The sequence below is a fragment of the Blautia sp. DFI.1.216 genome (assembly GCF_020594215.1).
Classification (GTDB): Bacteria; Bacillota; Clostridia; order Lachnospirales; family Lachnospiraceae; genus Blautia_A; species Blautia_A wexlerae.
Genome location: NZ_JAJDML010000025.1, coordinates 19,008 through 40,331, shown reverse-complemented (window position 1 = coordinate 40,331; position 21,324 = coordinate 19,008). Strand labels below are relative to the sequence as shown.

The 21,324-nt window shown below is 41.9% G+C and carries 16 protein-coding genes; 1 reads left to right on the top strand and 15 read right to left on the bottom strand.

Going from position 1 to position 21,324, the window contains the following annotated elements; genetic code table 11:
• Window positions 1-25 precede the first annotated feature (25 nt).
• The 8 genes from argS to LJE11_RS11040 all read right to left on the bottom strand — a co-directional run bounded on the left by argS (window position 26) and on the right by LJE11_RS11040 (window position 10,576).
• The gene (gene argS / locus LJE11_RS11075) at window positions 26-1,792 is read right to left on the bottom strand and encodes an arginine--tRNA ligase (protein WP_178709131.1); all 1,767 of its coding nucleotides are present in this window, start codon (window positions 1,790-1,792) and stop codon (window positions 26-28) included.
• 24 nt (window positions 1,793-1,816) lie between these two features.
• Window positions 1,817-2,689, bottom strand: coding sequence for a DegV family protein (locus LJE11_RS11070; protein ID WP_118566186.1), 873 nt, complete (start codon window positions 2,687-2,689; stop codon window positions 1,817-1,819).
• 208 nt (window positions 2,690-2,897) lie between these two features.
• Complete coding sequence (ptsP, locus tag LJE11_RS11065) at window positions 2,898-4,514, bottom strand: phosphoenolpyruvate--protein phosphotransferase (protein ID WP_008703702.1); 1,617 nt, start codon at window positions 4,512-4,514, stop codon at window positions 2,898-2,900.
• A gap of 54 nt (window positions 4,515-4,568) precedes the next feature.
• A complete protein-coding gene (locus LJE11_RS11060) occupies window positions 4,569-4,826 on the bottom strand; it encodes an HPr family phosphocarrier protein (RefSeq protein WP_008703704.1) in 258 nt (85 codons plus the stop codon).
• A 297-nt stretch (window positions 4,827-5,123) separates the two neighbouring features.
• Window positions 5,124-6,383 carry an ABC transporter permease gene (locus tag LJE11_RS11055; RefSeq protein WP_008703706.1) on the bottom strand — a complete coding sequence of 420 codons (1,260 nt, stop codon included), beginning with the start codon at window positions 6,381-6,383 and terminating at the stop codon, window positions 5,124-5,126.
• Between the two features lie 19 nt (window positions 6,384-6,402).
• Window positions 6,403-8,424: a hypothetical protein gene (locus LJE11_RS11050; RefSeq protein WP_227295982.1), complete on the bottom strand. Its 2,022-nt coding sequence runs from the start codon at window positions 8,422-8,424 to the stop codon at window positions 6,403-6,405.
• A 5-nt stretch (window positions 8,425-8,429) separates the two neighbouring features.
• Window positions 8,430-9,101: an ABC transporter ATP-binding protein gene (locus tag LJE11_RS11045; protein ID WP_008703710.1), complete on the bottom strand. Its 672-nt coding sequence runs from the start codon at window positions 9,099-9,101 to the stop codon at window positions 8,430-8,432.
• Complete coding sequence (locus tag LJE11_RS11040; protein WP_227295981.1) at window positions 9,098-10,576, bottom strand: efflux RND transporter periplasmic adaptor subunit; 1,479 nt, start codon at window positions 10,574-10,576, stop codon at window positions 9,098-9,100. Before LJE11_RS11040 ends, LJE11_RS11045 begins: the two co-directional genes overlap by 4 nt.
• 286 nt (window positions 10,577-10,862) lie before the next feature.
• Between LJE11_RS11040 and LJE11_RS11035 the strand changes: the two genes are divergently transcribed.
• Window positions 10,863-12,074 (top strand): hypothetical protein, encoded by a 1,212-nt coding sequence (locus LJE11_RS11035; protein ID WP_025578890.1) that lies wholly within the window; start codon window positions 10,863-10,865, stop codon window positions 12,072-12,074.
• Between the two features lie 167 nt (window positions 12,075-12,241).
• Here the strand turns inward: LJE11_RS11035 and LJE11_RS11030 are convergent, their stop codons facing one another.
• The 7 genes from LJE11_RS11030 to LJE11_RS11000 form a co-directional block, all read right to left on the bottom strand.
• The gene (locus LJE11_RS11030) at window positions 12,242-13,000 is read right to left on the bottom strand and encodes a sulfite exporter TauE/SafE family protein (RefSeq protein WP_008703716.1); all 759 of its coding nucleotides are present in this window, start codon (window positions 12,998-13,000) and stop codon (window positions 12,242-12,244) included.
• A gap of 2 nt (window positions 13,001-13,002) precedes the next feature.
• A complete protein-coding gene (aspS, locus tag LJE11_RS11025) occupies window positions 13,003-14,799 on the bottom strand; it encodes an aspartate--tRNA ligase (protein WP_022380379.1) in 1,797 nt (598 codons plus the stop codon).
• Between the two features lie 96 nt (window positions 14,800-14,895).
• Window positions 14,896-16,152, bottom strand: a complete 1,257-nt coding sequence (gene hisS / locus LJE11_RS11020) for a histidine--tRNA ligase (RefSeq protein WP_227295978.1) — start codon at window positions 16,150-16,152, stop codon at window positions 14,896-14,898.
• Window positions 16,085-16,747: an HD-GYP domain-containing protein gene (locus LJE11_RS11015; RefSeq protein WP_227226696.1), complete on the bottom strand. Its 663-nt coding sequence runs from the start codon at window positions 16,745-16,747 to the stop codon at window positions 16,085-16,087. The genes hisS and LJE11_RS11015 overlap by 68 nt, the downstream gene beginning before the upstream one ends.
• A 17-nt stretch (window positions 16,748-16,764) precedes the next feature.
• Window positions 16,765-18,300: a coproporphyrinogen dehydrogenase HemZ gene (gene hemZ / locus LJE11_RS11010; protein ID WP_173698167.1), complete on the bottom strand. Its 1,536-nt coding sequence runs from the start codon at window positions 18,298-18,300 to the stop codon at window positions 16,765-16,767.
• Window positions 18,272-18,901: an MBL fold metallo-hydrolase gene (locus LJE11_RS11005; RefSeq protein ID WP_022380375.1), complete on the bottom strand. Its 630-nt coding sequence runs from the start codon at window positions 18,899-18,901 to the stop codon at window positions 18,272-18,274. The genes hemZ and LJE11_RS11005 overlap by 29 nt, the downstream gene beginning before the upstream one ends.
• 64 nt (window positions 18,902-18,965) lie before the next feature.
• Window positions 18,966-21,296, bottom strand: a complete 2,331-nt coding sequence (locus LJE11_RS11000) for a RelA/SpoT family protein (protein WP_026648799.1) — start codon at window positions 21,294-21,296, stop codon at window positions 18,966-18,968.
• Window positions 21,297-21,324: the final 28 nt, after the last annotated feature.

The following is a 21,324-nucleotide window of genomic DNA, read 5'->3' as shown; positions in this document are numbered from 1 at the left end:
GTTGATTTATTGATGAATCTTATTTTTACATTCTGTCCGGTGCAGAAAATCCAAGAAGATCGATACATGTCTCCAGAACTTTCTTAGTGAGTTTCAGCAACTGGATGAAGGAAGCTTTCTGTGCTTCGTTCTCTTCGCTGAGGATCTTTGTCTCATGATAGAAGCTGTTGAATGCATTGGATACTTCGTAAATATATGCACAGATCTTATGCGGTGCTTTTTCTTCAAAGGCGTTCTCTACGGTTGCACCAAAACCTGTCAGCTGAAGCATCAGGTTCTTCTGGCTGTCGTTTACAGGATCAAGGATTGTACCTGCTTCAAGGTTGCCGCCCTCTTCTGCAAAACGGTTCAGAATAGATTTGATACGAACGATCGTATAAAGGATATACGGACCTGTATTACCTTCAAATGATGTAAATCTGTCAATATCAAAAATGTAATCCTTGGTAGCCTGATTGGAAAGGTCACCGTATTTGATCGCGGAAAGCCCTACGATCTCTGCAGTTTCTTTCGCATCTTTATCTTTCACGCTGCGATTCTCAACAATCTTGGTAAACATCTCTTCGTTGATGTCTTTAATGAGAGTTTCCAGACGCATAACGCCGCCCTCTCTTGTCTTGAACGGTTTTCCGTCTTTTCCGTTCATGGTTCCGAATCCAAGGAAAGAAAGCTTTGTATCATCTTTTACAAGCCCGGTCTTTCTTGCACAGCGGAATACCTGGATGAAGTGAAGTTCCTGACGTTTGTCTACCACATACAGGATCTCATCCGGGTTAAATAATTTCATTCGCTCTACAATTGTTGCAAGGTCTGTAGTTGTATAAAGAGAAGCTCCGTCTGATTTCAGAAGCATACATGGAGGAATCTCTTTTGCGTCGTTCTCTTCTTTTACATCTACTACAAGTGCACCCTGGTCTACATAGGCAAATCCTTTTTCTTTCATCTCCTCAACCATTCCGGGAATATATGGCTGTGCATCGGATTCCTTTTTCCAGAGATCAAAAGACACATTTAATTTGTCATAGTTGCGCTTCAGGTCTGTAACGGATACGTTCATAATATGGTTCCAGAGAGCCATGTATCCCGGTTTGCCCTGCTGAAGAAGATGAGTTGCTTCCAGAGCTTCGTTTCTGTACGCTTCATCCTCTTTGGACTTGCCGCTTGCACATGGATAAATTTCTTCCAGCTCGCTGATCGTAAATGGTGCTTCCTCCGGATATTCTCCTGTATAAGAATCATCAAAATAAACCAGCTCCGGTTTTCTGTGTTTCAGTTCTGTAATGATCAGCCCCATCTGAAGACCCCAGTCTCCCAGATGAACATCACCGATCACTTTATGTCCTACAAAGCGACCGATTCTCTTAATACTTTCTCCGATGATTGCAGAACGAAGGTGTCCTACATGGAGAGGTTTCGCAACATTTGGTCCACCGTAGTCGATGATGATCGTCTTCGGCTCTTTTGCTGCAGATACGGAAAGTTTCTCGTCTGCTGCCATTTCCTTTAAGTAATCTGCAAGGAATTCACCTTTTACTTTTAAATTGATAAATCCCGGTTTTACGACTTCTGCCATGGAGAAAACCTGGCTGTCTTTTAAGTATGCTACTACATCATCAGCGATCATAAACGGTGCCTTCTTGTATGCTTTGGCTCCTGCCATAGCACCGTTGCACTGAAATTCGCAAAGATCCGGTCTGTTGGATACGGTTACTTTTCCGTAGGATGGGTCGTATCCGGATTTTTCAAATGCTGCGGAAAGTTCTTCCGCCATCTGTTCCATAAGTTTCTTCATTCTTTCCTAACTCCTCAGATTGTTTTATTCTACTACCACTTTTCTTGAACATGCAACTGCAATAGCACCATGTCCGATATGGCATGCAACACTTAATGATAACGGATTCTGCACAATCTCAATTCCGGGGAATACTTCGGCAATTTCTTTCTTAAATTCCTCTGCTTCCTCCTGATTTCCTGTATAAGCAGACTGCAGACACATTTCGCCACGTTTTACGTATTCTGCGAAGCGGTTCTCCCAGTCATTCTGCATAGCCTTGAGCATGACACGTTTTGCCTGCTTCTTGCCTCTTGTTTTGGAATATGCATCCAGCTTCTCACCCTGGATCTGAAGCACAGGTTTCAGGTTCAGAACTGTTCCGATTGCTGCTGCTGCAGGAGTAATCCTTCCGCCTTTCTTAAGGTATTTCAGAGTTTCCAGAGTAATATAGATACTGGAATCCAGCTTCTGCTCTTCCAGAACCTGTTTGATCTGTGTCGCATTTCTGCCCGCATCTCTTAATATGAGGGCATCCAGTACAGATTGTCTCTGCGTAACAGAAATTCTCTGATTGTCTACTACATGTACTCTTCCGTCATATTCCTGAGCCAGTCCCATTGCTGTATCGCAGGATGCACTCAGTCCGCTTGACATTGGAATGTGCACTACTTCATCATACTTTTCCAGTAATGTATTCCAAAGTCCGCATACATCTGCCGGCCCCGGCTGTGAAGTAGAAATAGCCTCATCATTCTTAAGTCTCTCATAAAACTCTTCCTGTGAAAGAGTGATTCCTTCAAGATAAAGCTTCTCGTTAATATAAAAAGGCATTGGAATTACGCTGATTCCAAGTTCTCTTGCCTGGTCCTGTGTTATGCCGCTGTTACTGTCTGTGACAATGGCAATTTTTCCCATATTCATATCTCCTTTGCTTCTGATCCACTTCAGATTTTTTATGTATCAATTATCTTTTCATAAAATTACAGACTATGTTCAGTTTATCATATTTTTTTATGTATCACAATCAGGAACCGCTAATTTATTGCAAAAAAATTCCGCATAGATTGACCCATGCGGAATTTTGACTGCCTGTTTCTATTCTTTTGCGATATTTATGCCAGAATCAGTCCAGTTCCCTTACGATCTTACGTACTGGCAGAACAAATGTAGGTGATACAGATAATTCATCAATCCCCATCTGTATAAAGCGTTCTGTCAATGTAGTATCTGCTCCGAGCTCTCCGCAGATTCCTGCCCAGATTCCCTCTTTATGTGCATTATCAATGACCATCTGGATCATACGAAGTACAGCTTCATGATGAGAATCATAAATATTATCCAGTTTTGCATTCTGACGGTCGATTGCCAGTGTATACTGTGTTAAATCGTTAGTTCCGATGCTGAAGAAATCAACTTCTTTTGCAAGAAGATCACTGATCATAACTGCAGCCGGTGTCTCGATCATTACACCCTGCTCTACGTCATCTTTAAACGGAATGCCCTGCTCTGTCAGCTCTTTCTTAACCTCTGCAACAATAGCCTTGATCTGTTTTACTTCTGTTACAGAGATGATCATCGGATACATAATAGAGATATTTCCGAACATACTTGCTCTGAACAGTGCACGAAGCTGTGTCTTAAATACTTCCGGTCTGTCCAGGCAGATACGGATTGCACGATAACCCATTGCCGGATTCTCTTCGTGTGCCATATCAAAGTAATCAATCTGCTTGTCTGCGCCGATATCCAGTGTACGGATGATTACTTTCTTTCCTGCCATATTCTGTGCTACTGCTTTATAAATCTGGAACTGCTCTTCCTCTGTCGGATAATTATCTTTTTCCAGATAAATGAATTCACTTCTGAAAAGACCAATACCTTCTGCATCATTAGCCAGTACACTAGCTACATCGCCTGTGCTTCCGATGTTTGCGTACAGATGAATCTTATGTCCACTCTTTGTCTCTGTAGTTTTTCCTTTTAATTCTTTGAGCATTGCTCTCTGGCGCAACTCCTCGTCTTTCTGATCCTGATATTTCTTCAGAGTATCTGCATCCGGTTCCACAATAAGAGAACCTGTCTTGCCGTCTACAACTGCCATTTTCCCATCCATGCTGTCATCATATTCAATATTGATCAGCGCCGGGATATTCATAGTTCTTGCAAGGATTGCTGTATGGGAATTGGAAGAACCTTTCCTTGTAACAAATGCAAGAACTTTGCTCTTGTCCATCTGTACAGTTTCACTTGGAGCCAGATCCTCAGCAACGATAATAGATGGTTCTGCAGCATCCATATCTCCCTCATCGTGTCCTGATAATACACGCACCAGACGATCTGAAATATCCTTTACATCTGCCGCTCTTGCTTTCATGTAGTCATCATCCATCTGCGCAAACATGTCTGCAAAATTATCACCTGTTGTTGCTACTGCATACTCTGCATTTACATTCTCCGTACGGATAATGTTATCAATAGAATCCAGATAGTCCTCATCATCCAGCATCATCTGATGCACTTCAAAAATAGCAGCACCTGATTCTCCTACTTCCCGGAGTGCCTTATCATACAGTTTCTGAAGCTGTTCAACTGCTTTCTCTTTTGCTTCCTGCACACGTGTGATCTCTGCCTCTGGATTTTCTACCTTCGTACGCTTTACACTTGTGTCTGCTTTCTGCAAAATAGAAATCTTTCCAATTGCGATTCCTGAAAATACGGACTTACCTTCTAATACTCTCATTACTCCAATTCTCCTTATTAAAGATTATGGCATAACTGTCTGACATCTTCACAGTTACAGATTATTTTTCAAAAACTCTCTCATTACTTCGGCATCTGCCTCTTCATTCTCGCCTTCCACATGTACTGTTATCTGATCTCCCTGTTTTACTGCAAGATTCATAACACAGAACATCCGCTTCGCATCACCACTGTCTGTTCCTTTAAAAATAGTGATATTGCTCGTAAGCTTTCCGGCTTCCTGCACAAGAAGCAGTCCGGGCCTTGCATGTATTCCAAATTTATCTTTGATGATATAGGTAAATGATACCATCCGCGAACTTCCTCCTGTATAAATAATTCTTTTTGAGATACTCCATTATAGCACAACCTGTCTTTGTACTTCCATATTTTTTTATTTTTTGTACAAATTTTAGCACATTTCTTGACATCTATACAAATTTGATTGTTTTTCTGTTTAAAATCCACAGAAAAATGGTTATTGTTCACTTCGTTTTCAATAACACGCTTTGCAGGATATTACCAGTAAACAGTAACTAAAAATGTTACAGAAAAACAGACTCAATATACAAAGGTATTGTACATCAAGTCTGTTTTATCTGTGCAGTGTTTATTCACTTCTCAACGCATCAATAGGATTTAAATTTGCTGCTTTCACAGAAGGAAGCAGTCCAAATACCACGCCTATCACTGTAGAAAACAATACTGCGATCACAATTGATGGCACACTGATCGCAGTAGGAGAACCGGTAACCTTTCCCACCACTTTCGACAGCCCGATTCCTGTTATTACTCCGATAATACCGCCAATACTGGTAAGTACGGAAGCCTCTGTCAGAAACTGTCCCAGAATAGTCTTCTTACGTGCCCCGATAGCCTTTTTCAGACCAATCTCTTTGGTACGCTCCGTAACAGAAACCAACATGATATTCATGACACCAATACCACCCACAAGGAGAGAAATACTTGCAATCCAGATCAGCTGATTATTCGTACTCTCACTGAGTTTCTGCATATTCTTGACCTGCTCCATAATATTATCGGCTTTGTATTTCATGGTTGTATTTCCGTCTGTATTTAAGGCTGCAATTAAATTATTCAGCACATCTGCTGCTGCATTTCCCACCGAACTCATGGTATCTGTGCTGTCTGCTTTCACAATTACATTCTGAGGAACATCAAATTTAAAGGAAATCGGCCAGCAACTGTCCGGAATCATTACACTTCCTACAATCGACTGATAATAAGTGTAGTATTCGTCAATACTGTTGATCGTCGGCTGATAATTCTCATCCTGCCGGATCACTCCCACAATCGTATATGGTTCCTGATTGATCTCCACAGTCTGCCCTACCGGGTTCTGTGACGGGAACAGATTCTGTGCCGCATTGTCATCGATCAGCGCAACTTTATTGTAATTTTTGTAGTCATCTTTTACAAATCCCCGTCCTGACTGAATTATATATCCGCAGGTAGCCAGATAGTTCACATCAATCCCGTAAACACTTCCACCCTCCAGACTGTTATTGTTATTATAAATAGATGCGCTGGTACTGTTATAATAAAAGGTCGCATTCTCAACATGATCCAAATCTTTTACTTCTTCTTTTACATCATCTGTCAAAATCGGTGTTTTTGAAGAATTTCCATATTCCGCATCATACTGGTTATCTCCATCATACAGATAAATCTTTACTGTATTGGAACCTGCACCTATCAGGTCTTCCTTAATCTGTTCACTGGTTCCTTTGATGGTGGAAACAATTGCAATGATAGATGCAATACCAATAATGATACCCAGCATAGTCAGGAAGGATCTCATCATATGTGACCATATTCCCTGAAAAGCCAGGCGTATATTTTCAAGCATAAAATGTCTCCTTTCTCAATTAATATCCATACATCTGATCCAGAGTAACTTCTTTTGTCTTTGCGCCCTCTTTCACATCTTTTCCATAAGGAAATGCGATCAGATCATCTTCATTGAGCCCACCTTTGACAATCACACTGTAACCGCTGTCTACAGCTGCACCCACTGAAATCTCCTGTTTCTTCAGGATACCATTATCATCTTTATACACATAGTTTTTATTATTGTCATTTCTGACAAAAGCTTTCTGAATGACCATAATGTTCTCTGCAGCAGATGCTTCATAATTGACAGTAACCCAGTCCTGATCTTCCAACTGAAGTGTCTTGTCACTTACCACTGCTGTAAATGCATAATAAGACACATTTGGATTACTGCTTCCATAGAAGCTGTTTCCGGTTACAGGATATTCCGAAACATCCATAACATCTGCCTCAAAAGATCCGCTGGTATAACTTGTACAGTTAAGCTTTGTGCCTTCTTTAAAATCATCGAGCATCAGTTCACTCACAGAACCTACAACATAAAAACCATCACTGCTTTTTATCTTGATCAGAGCCTTACCGTCAGTTGTCTCACCGCTTCCGGAATCCCCCACATAAGTAACCGTACCATCCAGTTTTGCAGTGATAAGCTTTTTATTCGCTTTCTTTTCCAGCTGTGATATCTTGATATCGCTTTCCTGAAGATCCAGCTTCAGGCTGGCAATCTTACTCTTCTGATACTTGATGGCATCTGCTCTGGAAACAGGAGTTCCGGTAGGTTCATCATTCCCACCAGGATTATCATCTCCTCCATCATCCGGATTCTCATCATATTTATCTGCATCTGCCAGTGTGAATTCCACCTCTGCAAATTCATATACCGGTTTCTCCAGAAGACTTCCGTTTACCAGATAATAACCTGTGCAGGAGGTTTTCAGATCATCATAGTCCGCTATTGTATCATTCTGATGAAATTCCAGACGGTACCAGTAACCACCCTGATTAACAACTTTGGTTCCATCAGGACTGTATCCTGCAAGTTTATTAAAGAATGAACCCATTACTGTTACTTTTTCTTTTGCACTGCTACACAGATATACATATGGATCGTCCTCTGTGCCACTTCCTGTAAACGGAACAGAATCTGCATCCAGTTTCTGATAAAACGGCTCGTCACCATCAGTGATATTCGGATCACCTTTTCGGTAATAGGGATCAAAATATGTGGTATGATCATCCAGTGCCGGCGTTGGCGTTGGTGATAATTCCGGCATATCATTTTTTCCGGAATTAAAATCATCCTTCTCTCCGTCACTGAATCCATTTGCTGAAGGATCCGTATATACCGGAATATCATGATCCGCAGATGTTCCATCTGATGAACCGCCTGTATTTCCGGTATCTGTTGAAGCATCATCTCCCGGTAAATCTGCCTTGGATGAAGAATTGTCTGAGCCCGCATTATCCACTGCATCTCCATCTGTAAAAGCAGATAATAAAAACGGATACATGGCTGTTGCCAGGTAACTGCCGGACATATCTGCTGTGGATGATAACGTATCATCCGGTTTCATATCATCATCGCCTGTATCATTATCAGTTCTTCCTGTTTTTGAATTCAGGTTATCGGCGTCTGTACCCGCATCTGTTTCCTCTACAGGTCCACCATTCTGAAGGCTGTTCAATCTGTTCACTGCTTTATTTAAATCCTGCTCCAGTTTCTGTTTTTTCAGCTTTGCTATATTCAGTTCCATTTCCACCAGAGTAGTATCAAAAGAAACCAGAGGATCCCCTTTTTTTACGGCATCTCCCTTTGTCACATAAATCTGATCAATGATCAGGTCTTTATCACCGTTTACTGTCTGTGTTGCACTGGATGTAATGTTTCCGTCAAGCGTGGTGGAAGGTGTATAAAATTCCTGCAGTAACCCGCTCACAGGAGTAACCGCCACTGTTTTCTGGCTGTTTTTCTTCAGCTGCATCAATCCCGCTGTAATTCCGCTTCCTGCGATTACCACCACAAGCACTCCTGCGAGGATTTTCTTTACTTTGCCCATGAAGATCACCTCTTTTCCTGAAGGATACCATCTTTGATCGTAACCACCCTTTTCGCATGTGCGGCAATATCCGCATCATGGGTGATCATCAATACAGATACCCCCTCATCATTCAGCCTCTGGAAAAGTTCCATAACCTGCGCACCTGATTTACTGTCAAGAGCACCTGTAGGTTCATCTGCAAGAAGAAGTTTCGGGTTATTGACGATCGCCCTGGCAATGGCAACCCTCTGCATCTGACCTCCTGAAAGCTGATTTGGCTTAAAATCCACTCTGTCCGCCAGGCCCACTCTGTCAAGTGCTTTCAGAGCGCGTTCTCTTCTCTCCTTCTTAGGTACCCTCGCATAATTTAATGGCATCTCAACATTTGCCAGAGCACTCTGCTTAGGGAGAAGATGAAAGCTCTGAAAAACAAACCCTATCTTATTCAGCCGGATATCCGACATTTCATTCTCCGAACACGCCTTAATATCCACGCCATCCAGAAAGAAAGTTCCCTCTGTCTGTTTGTCCAGACATCCGATAATGTTCATCAGAGTAGTTTTTCCCGAACCGGATGGTCCCATAATTGCCACGTATTCTCCTTCTTCCATGGAGAAATTCACATCTTTTAATACCGGAACCTTCATTTTACCCTGCTGATATTCTTTATATATACCCTTTAATTCCAGTATCATTCGATCCCCTCCACGTCTTCACCTGCGCTCATACCAGGTGCCTCATCGATTGGTACAAGTTCCTCATTTGGATCAATCGAGTCATCCGAACTGTCATCTTCAGAACTCTCTTCCATATCTGGATCTGTATAGGCTTCCCCATCTGCGGAATCTGGCTGTTCATCATCCATATTTCCATGATCAGCATCCATATCTGTAATCCCGTCCGCGCCTTGGCTCATTGTCTGAGCCAGATCTCCGATCTCTGTTTTTTCGCCTTCTTCCAGAGCCGCTGTCGGGAATGCAATCGCATCTTTCTTTGTAAGGCCCTCAACAATCTTATATTCTCCAAGATCATCATCATGTTCTCCAAGTGTTACATAACGCTTCTCCAGTCTGTTCTTATCGCTGGCTGCCCATACATACGGTTCATTGGTATCTGTGTCCAGAATATAGTAATCACTGAGCCACAGACCGTCTTTTTTCTCATCCTGTCCGATGTCACGTTCTATGTACACATGCTGTCCAAGCATCAGATTCTCAGAGGAATCCAATTCCACATAAAAAGGATAAGAAGTAGACGTTGTCTGATCATCGGAACTGGTACTTGCCATACCCATATACATATCATTACTGCTGTCATCTGAAGTTCCATTATTCACATCTACGGATCCCATCGTTCCTTTCCATGTTTTACTGCTGTCTACTCTGGAACGGATGATCACTGCCTCTCCGGGTACAATAGAATCCCTGTTCTGTTCATTAACTTTACCTTTCACTCTGTAAGCACCTGTACTGAGAATCGTAATAAATGCAGAACTGTCCGAACTTCCGTCACCTGACGACATGCTACTGTCCATTGCACTGCTGTCATCCACAGAATCACCGTCGTCACTTGTCATTTTGGAAGTGTCAATTTTCTGTATCACACCATCTATTTCACTTCGAACCTCTGTATTCTGTGTTGCGCTCTGAAGTTTATCAATTTCAGACTGTTTACTCTTCTGACTATATTCATTCTTCTTGAGATTCATTTTGTTAGTCTCGATTTCAATGGTATAGGACAACTGATCTTCGGCCTTTGCCTTTTTCTTCTCCGCTTCCAGCGTAGCTATCTGTTCTGTCAGGCTGATCTGTTCATTTTTTAATCTGTCCAGATCCAGTTGCGCCTGCTTCAGATCATCCTCAATACTGCTGAGATCATATTCAAAAAGAAGCTGTCCGGCCTTTACCTCTTCTCCGGTCTTAACTTCCACTTCTTTTACTTTTCGTCCACTTTCTATTTTTACGTTTACAGTTTTCTGCGGTTCTACCACACCGGCAAACCGATTTACCGCTGTTGTTTCAGATCCGGTGATCACACTTACTTTTGACACATACACAATAGAATCACCGGTTCCACTCTGACCGTTTCCTTTAAAGTGATACCAGACTCCGGTTCCGATACCGCCTGCTGCGATCAGGATTCCCAAAACGATAATAATACGTTTCTTCATAAATTGCCTCCTTGATATTGTCACCTTGTTCAGGCTAACATCTATTATACACTACTGCTTCTTTATATTATTATTATTATTCATTTTCCTATCATATCAGATTCCGTCTTAAAATAAAAGCTTTGTAACTAAATGGCAACATTTTTCACAATTTTTTCACGTTTTTTTTATGAATTTCGTTCATCTTTTTCACTTTTTTGACAGTCAGTACAAAATCTGTTAAAATAAACAGAAAAGTAACTGTCAAACAGTTGCACAGAAAGCACTGTGAAAGGAAAGAACACGTATGAATATAAACAAACACCTGATTCTTCTTTTCTCTGTCTTATTTTTTCTTTTTGCTGTATCTGTAAGCAGCGGCTGTTTCCGCAAAAATGAGTCAGATGTAAAGAGTGTAGTCAGAAATGAACTGGATCAGTTAAAAAATCTCGATTCAGAAACTACGCAAAAATACATACCCTATACAGAGCTGTTCCCCGATGCCACAGAGAATACTGATTTAACTGATGAAATCAATGAAACCTTTTCTCTCTTTTTCCGGAAATTTAATTACAAAATTTCGGATGTCATCGTCGGCACAGCCAATCATTCTGCCACTGTTTCTGTCAAACTGACCACAATCGATTCCAAAGTTCTTGCCAGAGATTTTAAAGCAGAACTTCTCCGGACACAGATCACAGAGTCAGCCCAGGCGCAAAAAGGAAATATCAAAGATTCTTCCAGATCTCTTGAGGCTCATTATCTGATCCTGAATCATCTTTTAAACACAAATGACTATGATACAGCTGAGACAGACTGTAACATACAGCTTGTCAATACAGGCAATGATAAAAAGGAAAAATGGAAGATCCAGCGTACCAATTCTCTGGAAGATGACCTTGTCGGCGGTCTTATAGCTGATCTGGCAGATCCGGATATCCTTTCACCGGAAGATACCCTGACCGTCTATCTTGACACTCTACAGAAACTGGATTTGAAAGAAATGACATCTTATCTGGGTGTAGTAAATATCATGAATACATCCGATACTGCAAAAAATTCCATTGCCTCAGCACTTGCCGAACAGATTCATAAAAATTTTAATTATGTCATTAAATCCAGCAGTGAAAATGGATACAATGCCACTGTTACAACTGAAATTACAACCTTTGACAGTGATTCGATCCTGGCTGATTATCAGGAAAAGCTTGATAAATATCTGGCTTCTGCTGACGCAGTTATCGATGGCTCCCAGAAACGATACGAGAAATCTTTCGAAATTCTTCTGAACAGCATCAATGATAATACCGTTACTACCGTCAATGATGTAGATTTTGTTCTAATCAATGATGGGGTATCCTGGAAACTTCAGGATGAGGGAAATACTTTGGGAAATGCTATTTTCGGTACTTTGACAGATTCTCCTCTCGAGACTTCTGATTCTGAGGATGAAAATATTTCTGCCGATACAGATAAGCAGACAGATGATAATACTTCTACTGAAAGCAGTTCCAATTAACGATTAGTCAATCGGATATTCGCAATCCGCTTCCGCTACTTGCTCATAACCAAATAACTGCTTCGCAGTTTGGTTAAACAACTAAAAAGGCCACCATATCACAGAAATGTTCCTTTCCCGAATCATTCTATGATATGGTGGTCTTTTTAATCTTTGTCTTATTCTTTTTACATCCCCGTTATAATTTTGATAAACAGTAAAACCAGAACGATCAGAATAATCGGTCTTACGATTTTATTTCCATTTTTCATTACCATTCCAGATCCTACATAATGCCCTGCAATGGAAAAAACAGAAGCTGCAAGTCCAAGATATATGACAATCTTTCCACTAAATAAAAAAACAACTAATGCCATTATATTAGAAGAAAGATTTGCAAGTTTCATAGTTCCGGAAGCTTTCGCTACGGGAAGTTTTGCTACTCCTGTATATAAAATAAGCAGAAACGTACCAGTTCCCGGCCCATAAAAGCCATCGTAGCAGCCAACAGCCAGAGAACACACCGCACACAAAATCCACTGTTTCTTTCTGGAAATCTCTACATTGCTGTTATCATCCAGATTTTTCTTCTTCATTACATAAAACGCAACAATAGGAAGTACTGGAATCAGCATCCATTTTAATATCTTATCACTGGCAAGAAGCGCAATATGAGCGCCTGCAAAAGAACCGACAAGAGCCATGGAAATACATGGCAGTGCAACTCCCCAGTCTACAAATTTATTCTTACATAAACGTGCTGTTGAAATCGCTGTCCCAGTTGCCGAGGATAATTTATTCGTTGCTATCGCATTGTGCATCGGAACCCCTGCAAGCAAATACGCAGGCAGGGAGATCAAACCACCCCCGCCTGCGATAGAATCAACTAATCCTGCAAGGAATACCAACGGGCATACAATCAAAAACGTCTGAATTGTAAGCTCCATCCTTATTCAGTTACTTCCTCCGGTCTTACTTCCAGTTCCAGTTCTTTTAACTGCTCCTCGCTTACGCGGCTCGGAGACTGAGTCATCAGACAGGAAGCATCTTTAACCTTCGGGAATGCGATTACGTCACGGATGCTGTCAACTTTCGCCATAAGCATTACCAGACGGTCAAGTCCGTATGCCAGTCCGGCATGAGGCGGAACTCCATATTTGAATGCGTCCAGAAGGAATCCGAACTGCTCGTGAGCAGCTTCTTTTGTGAATCCAAGTGCTTCAAACATTCTCTCCTGAATATCATCTTGATGGATTCTGACACTTCCTCCACCAATTTCATTACCGTTTAATACGATATCATATGCTTTTGCACGAACTTTTCCAGGATCTGTATCCAGAAGTGGAAGGTCCTCTTCCATAAGCATGGTAAATGGATGATGCATTGCTGTGAAACGATTCTCTTCTTCACTCCATTCAAGAAGCGGGAACTCTGTTACCCATACGAAACGATACTCATTCTTATCAAGAAGATCCATCTGCTTTGCAAGTTCCAGACGAAGTGCGCCAAGTACATCATAAACCAGTTTCTTCTTATCTGCTGCAAACAGAAGTAAGTCTCCTGCTTTACCATCCATAGCTGCTACCAGAGCATCCATCTCTTCATCTGTCATGAATTTAGCAAAAGAAGATTTTCTTGTGCCATCTTCAGCGATTGCAATGTATGCAAGGCCTTTTGCACCGTAACCTTTGGCAAACTCAACCAGTTTGTCAATTTTCTTACGTGGCATAGCGCCCTGTCCTTCTGCATTGATACCACGAACACTGCCGCCATTTTCCAACGCAGAAGTAAACACGCTGAATCCACAGTTTTTAACTACATCACTTACATCATGAAGTTCCATTCCGAAACGCATATCCGGTTTATCAGAACCAAATCTGTCCATAGCTTCCTGCCATGTGATACGCTGGATTGGAAGTTTTACATCAATATCAAGTACTTCCTTGAACAGATAAGCAAGGAATCTCTCATTTACATCAATTACGTCATCAACATCTACAAAAGAGAGTTCCATATCGATCTGGGTAAATTCCGGCTGTCTGTCCGCACGAAGGTCTTCGTCACGGAAACATCTTGCAATCTGGATATAACGGTCATAACCAGAGCACATCAGAAGCTGTTTGTACAGCTGCGGAGACTGTGGCAGACCATAGAAATGTCCCGGATGAACACGAGACGGTACCAGATAATCTCTTGCACCTTCCGGTGTACTCTTACCAAGCATCGGAGTTTCAATTTCAAGGAATCCTTCTTTTGCGAAGAACTGTCTTGTAAGCATCATGACTTTGCTCTTAAGCATAATATTCTTCTGAAGGTCAGGTCTTCTTAAGTCAAGATAACGATATTTCAGACGGATTTCATCTTTTGTCTTGCTGTTCTCTTCAATTGGGAACGGAGGTACCTCTGCTTCAGACAGAACACGAAGGGATTTTACGCGAAGCTCAATTTCACCTGTTGCAAGATTCTTGTTAACAGCGCCGCCTCTTTCTTCTACCACACCGGTAACAGCGATTACGAATTCACTTCTCAGCTTACCTGCTTTTGCAAAACCTTCTTCATCAATGCTGCCATTCTCAAAAATCAGCTGCATGATACCGGAACGGTCTCTTAAATCTACGAAAATAATTCCGCCTTTATCGCGAGCTTTCTGAACCCATCCCATAAGGACAACTTCTTTGCCGATCATTTCCTTTGTTACTTCTGCACATCGGCATGTTCTGTGCAGTCCCTGCATACTTTCAGCCATGTTTCTTTCCTCTTTTCATGCTTTCTATATTATAAGAATTGTTGTAACTATCCGGCAGTCTGCTATCTCGCAATGTTGCTGAACAGTTACGAATTATTACATTCTGTCTTTAAAGAATTCTACAAACTCTGTATAGCCCTCTGCTGTCATCTGATCTTTCTGGAATTTCTTATTCTTCTTCATAATAGAAATATTGATCTGAGTTCCTGCATTACGCTCTTCCTGAGCCTGTTTCAGAATAGTCAGCATCTTATCAGCCGGCATGTTCTTCTCAATAAGATATGCTTTCTTGCCATTCTTTGTCGGAATTTCGTAATTTCTCTCAAGGAGAAGCATTACGATCCTCTCAAATCCAATGGAGAAACCACATGCGGATGTATTGTTTCCGGTAAATTTACCGATCATCTCATCGTAACGTCCGCCGCCGCCTACACTGCCGCCGAACTCATCCATAGAAATCTCAAAGATCGGACCTGTATAGTAGGACATTCCACGTACCAGAGTCGGATCAAAGGACATCCTGAAGTCTGCTGTTTTAACAGAATCCACAGTAGAAATAATAGTCTCAAGATCCTCGGCAACCTTAGGATCCAGAACATCTTTTAATTTCTCCTTGCAATAACGGACACCCTCAATGTCAGAAGTGATCTCTTTGAAAAGTCCAAGATAAGTATCAATGCTCTCTTTTGCAAATCCTTCCTTCTCCAGTTCTTCTGCAACACCTTCCAAACCAATCTTGTCCATCTTGTCCAGAATGATAAACACAGTGTCAAAGCTTTCCTGTGGGAATCCACTGTACTGCGCCATCGCTTTTAAGATTTTTCTGTCGTTGATGCGAATCGTAAAGTTATGGAAATCCAGCTTTCCGAGCAACGTTGTGGTAGCAAGAACCAGTTCGATCTCAGCCAGATAAGTAGACTCACCCAGAATATCAATATCACACTGCATAAACTGACGGAAACGTCCTCTCTGTGGTCTGTCTGCTCTCCACACATTGCCCATCTGAAGTGCCTTAAAAGGAGCCGGAAGCTCATTTGCGTTGTTGGAATAATATCTGGAAAGCGGCACAGTCAGATCGTAGCGAAGTCCGGAGTCAACCAGATCACTTTCTTTCTCTGCTTCCGCAAGTTTCAGTTTCTCCCCACGTTTCAGGATCTTGAAAATAAGTTTCTCATTCTCTCCGCCCTGTTTACTGGAAAGATTTTCAATATGCTCCACACATGGTGTCTCTATAGATGAAAAGCCAAATGTTCCGTATGTTTCACGAATCATGTTCATCACATAATTACGGATTTCCATCTCTTTTGGTAAAATGTCCTTCATACCGGTTACCGGTTTCTTCTTTAATGCCATGTTGTCCTCCTCTTTTATAAAAATTCTGCCCGTCTCCATTATGAACCACTCTCTGAAACGCAAGAAAAACCTGCATATCAAAATTTTTTACTTCATCAATCATCAACTCCATAACTGAAGAAATATCAAATCCTCTTCTGTATGGTCTGTCAGAGATCAATGCTGCATATACATCGCAGACTCTGAGTATCCGGGCACCTATGGGTATGTCATCACCTGCTTTATTGGACGGATATCCACTGCCATCATAATTCTCATGATGGTACAGGATACTCTCCAATACAAAATCCGAATATCCCTGCCCTTTAAGTTCCTCATATCCCAATGTAGAATGCATCCGGACATACTTCAGTTCCTCGATCACCAGAGGATCCTGCTCCTGTCCGTTAATATAACTTGTCAGCTTCAGCTTTCCTATATCATGGAGCATTCCTGCTATTGCAAGCTCATAGCACTGTTCATGCGGCAGTTCCATCTCCTCTGCAACCGCATAAGCCAGATTACTTACCAGCATTCCATGATGCAGTTCAGAAGCAAGGTCAAATTCCAGGATCCTCTGCTGTGAACCTGCCGCTGTCTTTTGTACTGTGTCCAAAATGTTACCTCCACATCCTACAGCCAGGTAGCTATTGCTGTCCGTTTTCTCTCGATCATCTCATCAATGCGGGAAATATAATTAGAAACGTCTTTTACATTCTCCACACGTTCAATTCTCTGTCCATGGTCAAAGACCAGCTTGGAAGAACCGCCTGCCCCCAGTGCGATGATAGGCTGTTTTTCCTCCATAATCAGTATATTGTAAATTCCCGCTTTGTCAACCTTTGCATAGCCAACATTTTCAAAATTTCCCTTCATATTCTTCTGTCTGTACAGATAATAAGGACCCATTCCCATTTCATACGCAGTTTTCATGGTCAGATCCATAATTTCCTGATTATTCTCAAAAGACATTTCCTGATATTTCTCTTTAAAAATATTCAGCCTTGCTGCACGTTTCACTGCCAGTGAATGTACGGTAATACTGTCCGGTGCCAGTTCACGAACCTGTTCAAGAGTCCGCTCTACCATGTGAATATCCTCACCCGGAAGACCTACGATCAGATCCATGTTAATGTTATCGTATCCCAGCTCTCGTGCCAGATGAAACGCTTCTTTTGTCTGCTCCACAGTATGTCTGCGGCCGATAATATCCAGGGTTTCCTGATTCATAGTCTGTGGATTTACGGAAATTCTTGTTACCGGATACTCCCTGATCGCCATCAGCTTTTCACGTGTAATACTGTCCGGTCTGCCGGCTTCCACAGTAAACTCTGCCAGTCCTTCATAGCCAAAAGCTTCTCCCACTGTATCCAGGAGCTTACGGATCTGATGTGGAAGCAGTGTAGTCGGGGTACCGCCGCCAATATAGATGGTGTCCAGTTTTCTTCCCTTCATCATAAGAGCAGTCTCTCTTACCTCCCGGCAGAGAGCTTCCACATATTCATCTGTTCTCTTCTCCCACACTTTCAGCGGATAGGAGCTGAAGGAACAATACAGACAGATACTTGGGCAAAACGGGATTCCAATATAAAGGCTATATCCATTTTCATAGTCAATATCCTTCAGAATCTCTCTTTCCCTGTTTGCAATAGTGATGGCAAGCGCTGTTTTCTGCGGACTTACCAGATATCTCTCACGCATCTCCCGGGCTGCTTCCGTATTTTTCATTCCGGATTCGATCATTCCCATTGCCAGTTTGGCAGGACGTATTCCTGTCAGATTTCCCCATGGAAGAGTTCTGCCCGTCAGTTTTACCAACAACTGATACAGAGCATATTTGATATTATCTTTATTCTCTTTTCTCAGAGCATGAGCATCCTGTATTCCACAGCCTGCATTCTCTTTAGAAAGTATGTCTGCGGAAATTACCCCTTTTTGCTCTGTTTCCTGTTTCGACAGATTCTCTGTCCTTTCGTATTTTATGATATAACTGTCATTATCCTGTTCCACACTGAAGCGGAGGTCATACTCTGCTTCAGCATTTTCATAAAGAGTATGTATCTCCGCTTCGGGATAAAACGCTTTGATCAGTTCATAAACATCATGTTCAAAATCTCTGTTCTCAAACAGAATGCCTATTTTACACAAATGGATTATACCTCTTTTCATAACCAATAGTGGTAGATGCATCATGTCCGGGGAAAACCTCGGTCTCTTCAGGAAGCGAATCTACCAGTTTATGGAGACTTCTCACGATTTCTGCTGTACTTCCACCCGGAAAATCCGTTCTTCCAACAGAGCCATAGAACACTGTATCACCGCTGAACAATACACCTTCATCTTTCAGATAATAACAGCAGCTTCCTTTGGTATGTCCCGGTGTATGGATCATCTGAACGGAAAATCCCGCCAGTCTGATAACATCCAGATCCTCCAGAAATACATCCGGCACAATAGAACATCCCTGTCCATAATGTACAGTCATATTGATTGAAGGTTCGCGGAGCATCTCCTCTTCCTGACGACAGGCATAAATCGGAATATTATATTTCTCCTTTACTGCCTGTGCAGCCAGAATGTGATCAAAATGTCCATGGGTAAGAAGAATTGCCACCGGTTTTCCATTCATCCGGGAAATCTTCATTTCAATCTTCTCCGGACAATCTGCGGGATCAACAATGATCAGTTCTCCGGTTTCTTTATTCTTAAGGAGATAGCAATTTGTATATACAGGTCCTAATATACATTTCTGTAATTCTAAATTCTTCATGTTATTCCTTTCTGTCAATCTGCAGCAGTTCCATAAAATAATGTTCCAGCAGATTTTTCCATGATCAGCCTGTAGTTCTCTCTACGTCAATGACACTCTCTACCTGACGGATCTTCTCGATCAGGGAACGCAGTTCCTCTTTGCTTCCAATCTCAAAACTCATGGAAATAGTTGCCTTCTCCTGCTTGCTTGTACGGCTGTTGATACTTCGCAGGTCGATCTTACGTTCTGTAAATATTTTAGAAAGATCCACAAGAAGCCCTGTACGGTTATTTGCATAAACCTGAATCTCAGCCATATACTTCTCTTTTTCCTTGGTATCAGGCTGCTGCCACTCTGCCTCAATCAGTCGTGTCCTGTCTGTCTCAGACATATTCAGCACATTGACACAATCTGTACGATGAATTGTGATTCCACGTCCTCTTGTAACAAAGCCTACAATCTCATCACCCGGGATTGGATTACAACACTTGGAAAAACGGACTGCCACATCATGGATTCCTTTTACCACAATGCCGCTCTTGCTCTTGGCAATGTGAAGCTTCTCCTGTGTCTCAGAAGCAGCCTCAAGAACCTGCTCATCTGTCAGATTCTTCTTATTTTCCTTATCATAAGCCTCTACCAGCTTATTGAAAACCTGACCTTCTTTCAATCCGCCATGACCAATTGCAGCAAGTACTGAATCCCAGTCCCTGAAACCATATTTACGCAAAACGGCCTCCAGATACTGGGTTTTTGTATAATTTGTGATCTTAAACCCCTTTGCACGCGCATACTGCGCAAGCATCTCCTTGCCCTTAAGGATATTATCTTCTTTTAATTCCTTCTTGAACCACTGGTTAATCTTGTTCTTTGCCTGCGTACTCTTAACCAGTTTCAGCCAGTCGCGGCTTGGTCCCTGAGAGTTCTGGGAAGTAATGATCTCAATACGGTCACCGTTTTTGATCTCATATTCAATCGGAACCAGCTTACCGTTAACTCTGGCACCTACCATCTTATTTCCGACTGCACTGTGAACACTGTACGCAAAATCCACCGGTGTAGAACCGCTTGGAAGTGTTTTAACATCTCCCTGTGGAGTGAAACAGTAAACACTGTCCGCAAAAAGATCCAGGTCATTCTTCAGAAGACTCATGAATTCTTTGTTATCAGACATGTCTCTCTGCCATTCCAGAATCTGACGCAGCCAGTTCAGTTTCTCTTCCTCACTCTTACCTACAGGAGCCTTTCCGTCAGACGACTCCTTATATTTCCAGTGTGCAGCGATACCATATTCTGCAGTTCTATGCATTTCATAAGTACGGATCTGGATTTCAAAGGGCTGTCCGTTGGGTCCGATCAATGTGGTATGCAATGACTGATACATATTGGGTTTCGGCATGGCAATATAATCTTTAAACCGTCCCGGAATTGGCTTATACATCTCATGGATCACACCAAGGGCAGCATAACAATCCTTCACTGTATCTACAAGAATACGGACAGCAAATAAATCATAAATCTGATCAATAGTCTTATCCTGATTTACCATCTTCTTGTAGATGCTGAAAAAGTGTTTTACACGTCCGTCCACCTGCGCCTTAATATTGGCATCATCCATATGTTTCTTAACTTCTTTTACAATCGCACCTACAAACTGTTCTCTCTCGCTTTTACGCAGGGCAACCTTATGCACCAGGTCATAATATACATCCGGCTTAAGGTATTTCAGCGACAGGTCATCCAGCTCTACCTTTATCTTGGAAATACCCAGACGCATGGCAATAGGAGCATAAATATCCATGGTCTCTCTGGCCTTTTCCTGCTGCTTTTCAGGACGCATATACTGTAAGGTACGCATATTATGAAGACGGTCTGCAAGCTTGATCAGAATAACTCTGATATCCTTAGCCATGGCAAGAAACATCTTTCTGAGGTTCTCTGCCTGAACTTCTACTTTATCCGCAGAATAAGATAACTGTCCCAGCTTGGTAACACCATCCACAAGAAGTGCAACCTCTGAACCAAATTCCTTCTCCACTTCCTCATAGGTCATCCAGGTATCTTCAACTGCATCATGAAGAAGACCTGCAACTATCGTTTCTTTGTCAAGTTCCAGATCTGCCAGAATGATGGCAACACACAAAGGATGAATGATATATGGCTCTCCAGACTTTCTCTTCTGTCCTTCATGAGCTTCACTTGCAACCTTATATGCCTTCTCTATCATGGAAATATCTGTTGATGGATGATACTTCAGAACACTGTTTATCAGTTCTTTATAAAGCACCTCCGGACTTGTAAAATCATGCATGGTCTTTACTGCCGCATCTGCCCTCTTTACAGATTCCAGCTTCTCTTTTTCAACCTGCATTTCATCTTTTTTTGCTTCTGTACTTTTTGTTATCTCTGTCATATGCTCCCACCTGCCTGTCCTGCACAAT

Coding starts and splice junctions, on each gene's coding strand:
- LJE11_RS11050 (WP_227295982.1), bottom strand. CDS start 8,424: ATGGGCAAAGTAAAGAAAATCCTCGCAGGAGTGCTTGTGGTGGTAATC.
- LJE11_RS11000 (WP_026648799.1), bottom strand. CDS start 21,296: ATGACAGAGATAACAAAAAGTACAGAAGCAAAAAAAGATGAAATGCAG.
- hisS (WP_227295978.1), bottom strand. CDS start 16,152: ATGGCATTAAAGAAGAAACCGGTAACCGGTATGAAGGACATTTTACCA.
- LJE11_RS11070 (WP_118566186.1), bottom strand. CDS start 2,689: ATGGGAAAAATTGCCATTGTCACAGACAGTAACAGCGGCATAACACAG.
- LJE11_RS11055 (WP_008703706.1), bottom strand. CDS start 6,383: ATGCTTGAAAATATACGCCTGGCTTTTCAGGGAATATGGTCACATATG.
- LJE11_RS11060 (WP_008703704.1), bottom strand. CDS start 4,826: ATGGTATCATTTACCTATATCATCAAAGATAAATTTGGAATACATGCA.
- hemZ (WP_173698167.1), bottom strand. CDS start 18,300: ATGAAAAGAGGTATAATCCATTTGTGTAAAATAGGCATTCTGTTTGAG.
- LJE11_RS11045 (WP_008703710.1), bottom strand. CDS start 9,101: ATGATACTGGAATTAAAGGGTATATATAAAGAATATCAGCAGGGTAAA.
- LJE11_RS11040 (WP_227295981.1), bottom strand. CDS start 10,576: ATGAAGAAACGTATTATTATCGTTTTGGGAATCCTGATCGCAGCAGGC.
- ptsP (WP_008703702.1), bottom strand. CDS start 4,514: ATGAGAGTATTAGAAGGTAAGTCCGTATTTTCAGGAATCGCAATTGGA.
- argS (WP_178709131.1), bottom strand. CDS start 1,792: ATGAAGAAACTTATGGAACAGATGGCGGAAGAACTTTCCGCAGCATTT.
- aspS (WP_022380379.1), bottom strand. CDS start 14,799: ATGGCTGAAAGTATGCAGGGACTGCACAGAACATGCCGATGTGCAGAA.
- LJE11_RS11035 (WP_025578890.1), top strand. CDS start 10,863: ATGAATATAAACAAACACCTGATTCTTCTTTTCTCTGTCTTATTTTTT.
- LJE11_RS11030 (WP_008703716.1), bottom strand. CDS start 13,000: ATGGAGCTTACAATTCAGACGTTTTTGATTGTATGCCCGTTGGTATTC.
- LJE11_RS11005 (WP_022380375.1), bottom strand. CDS start 18,901: ATGAAGAATTTAGAATTACAGAAATGTATATTAGGACCTGTATATACA.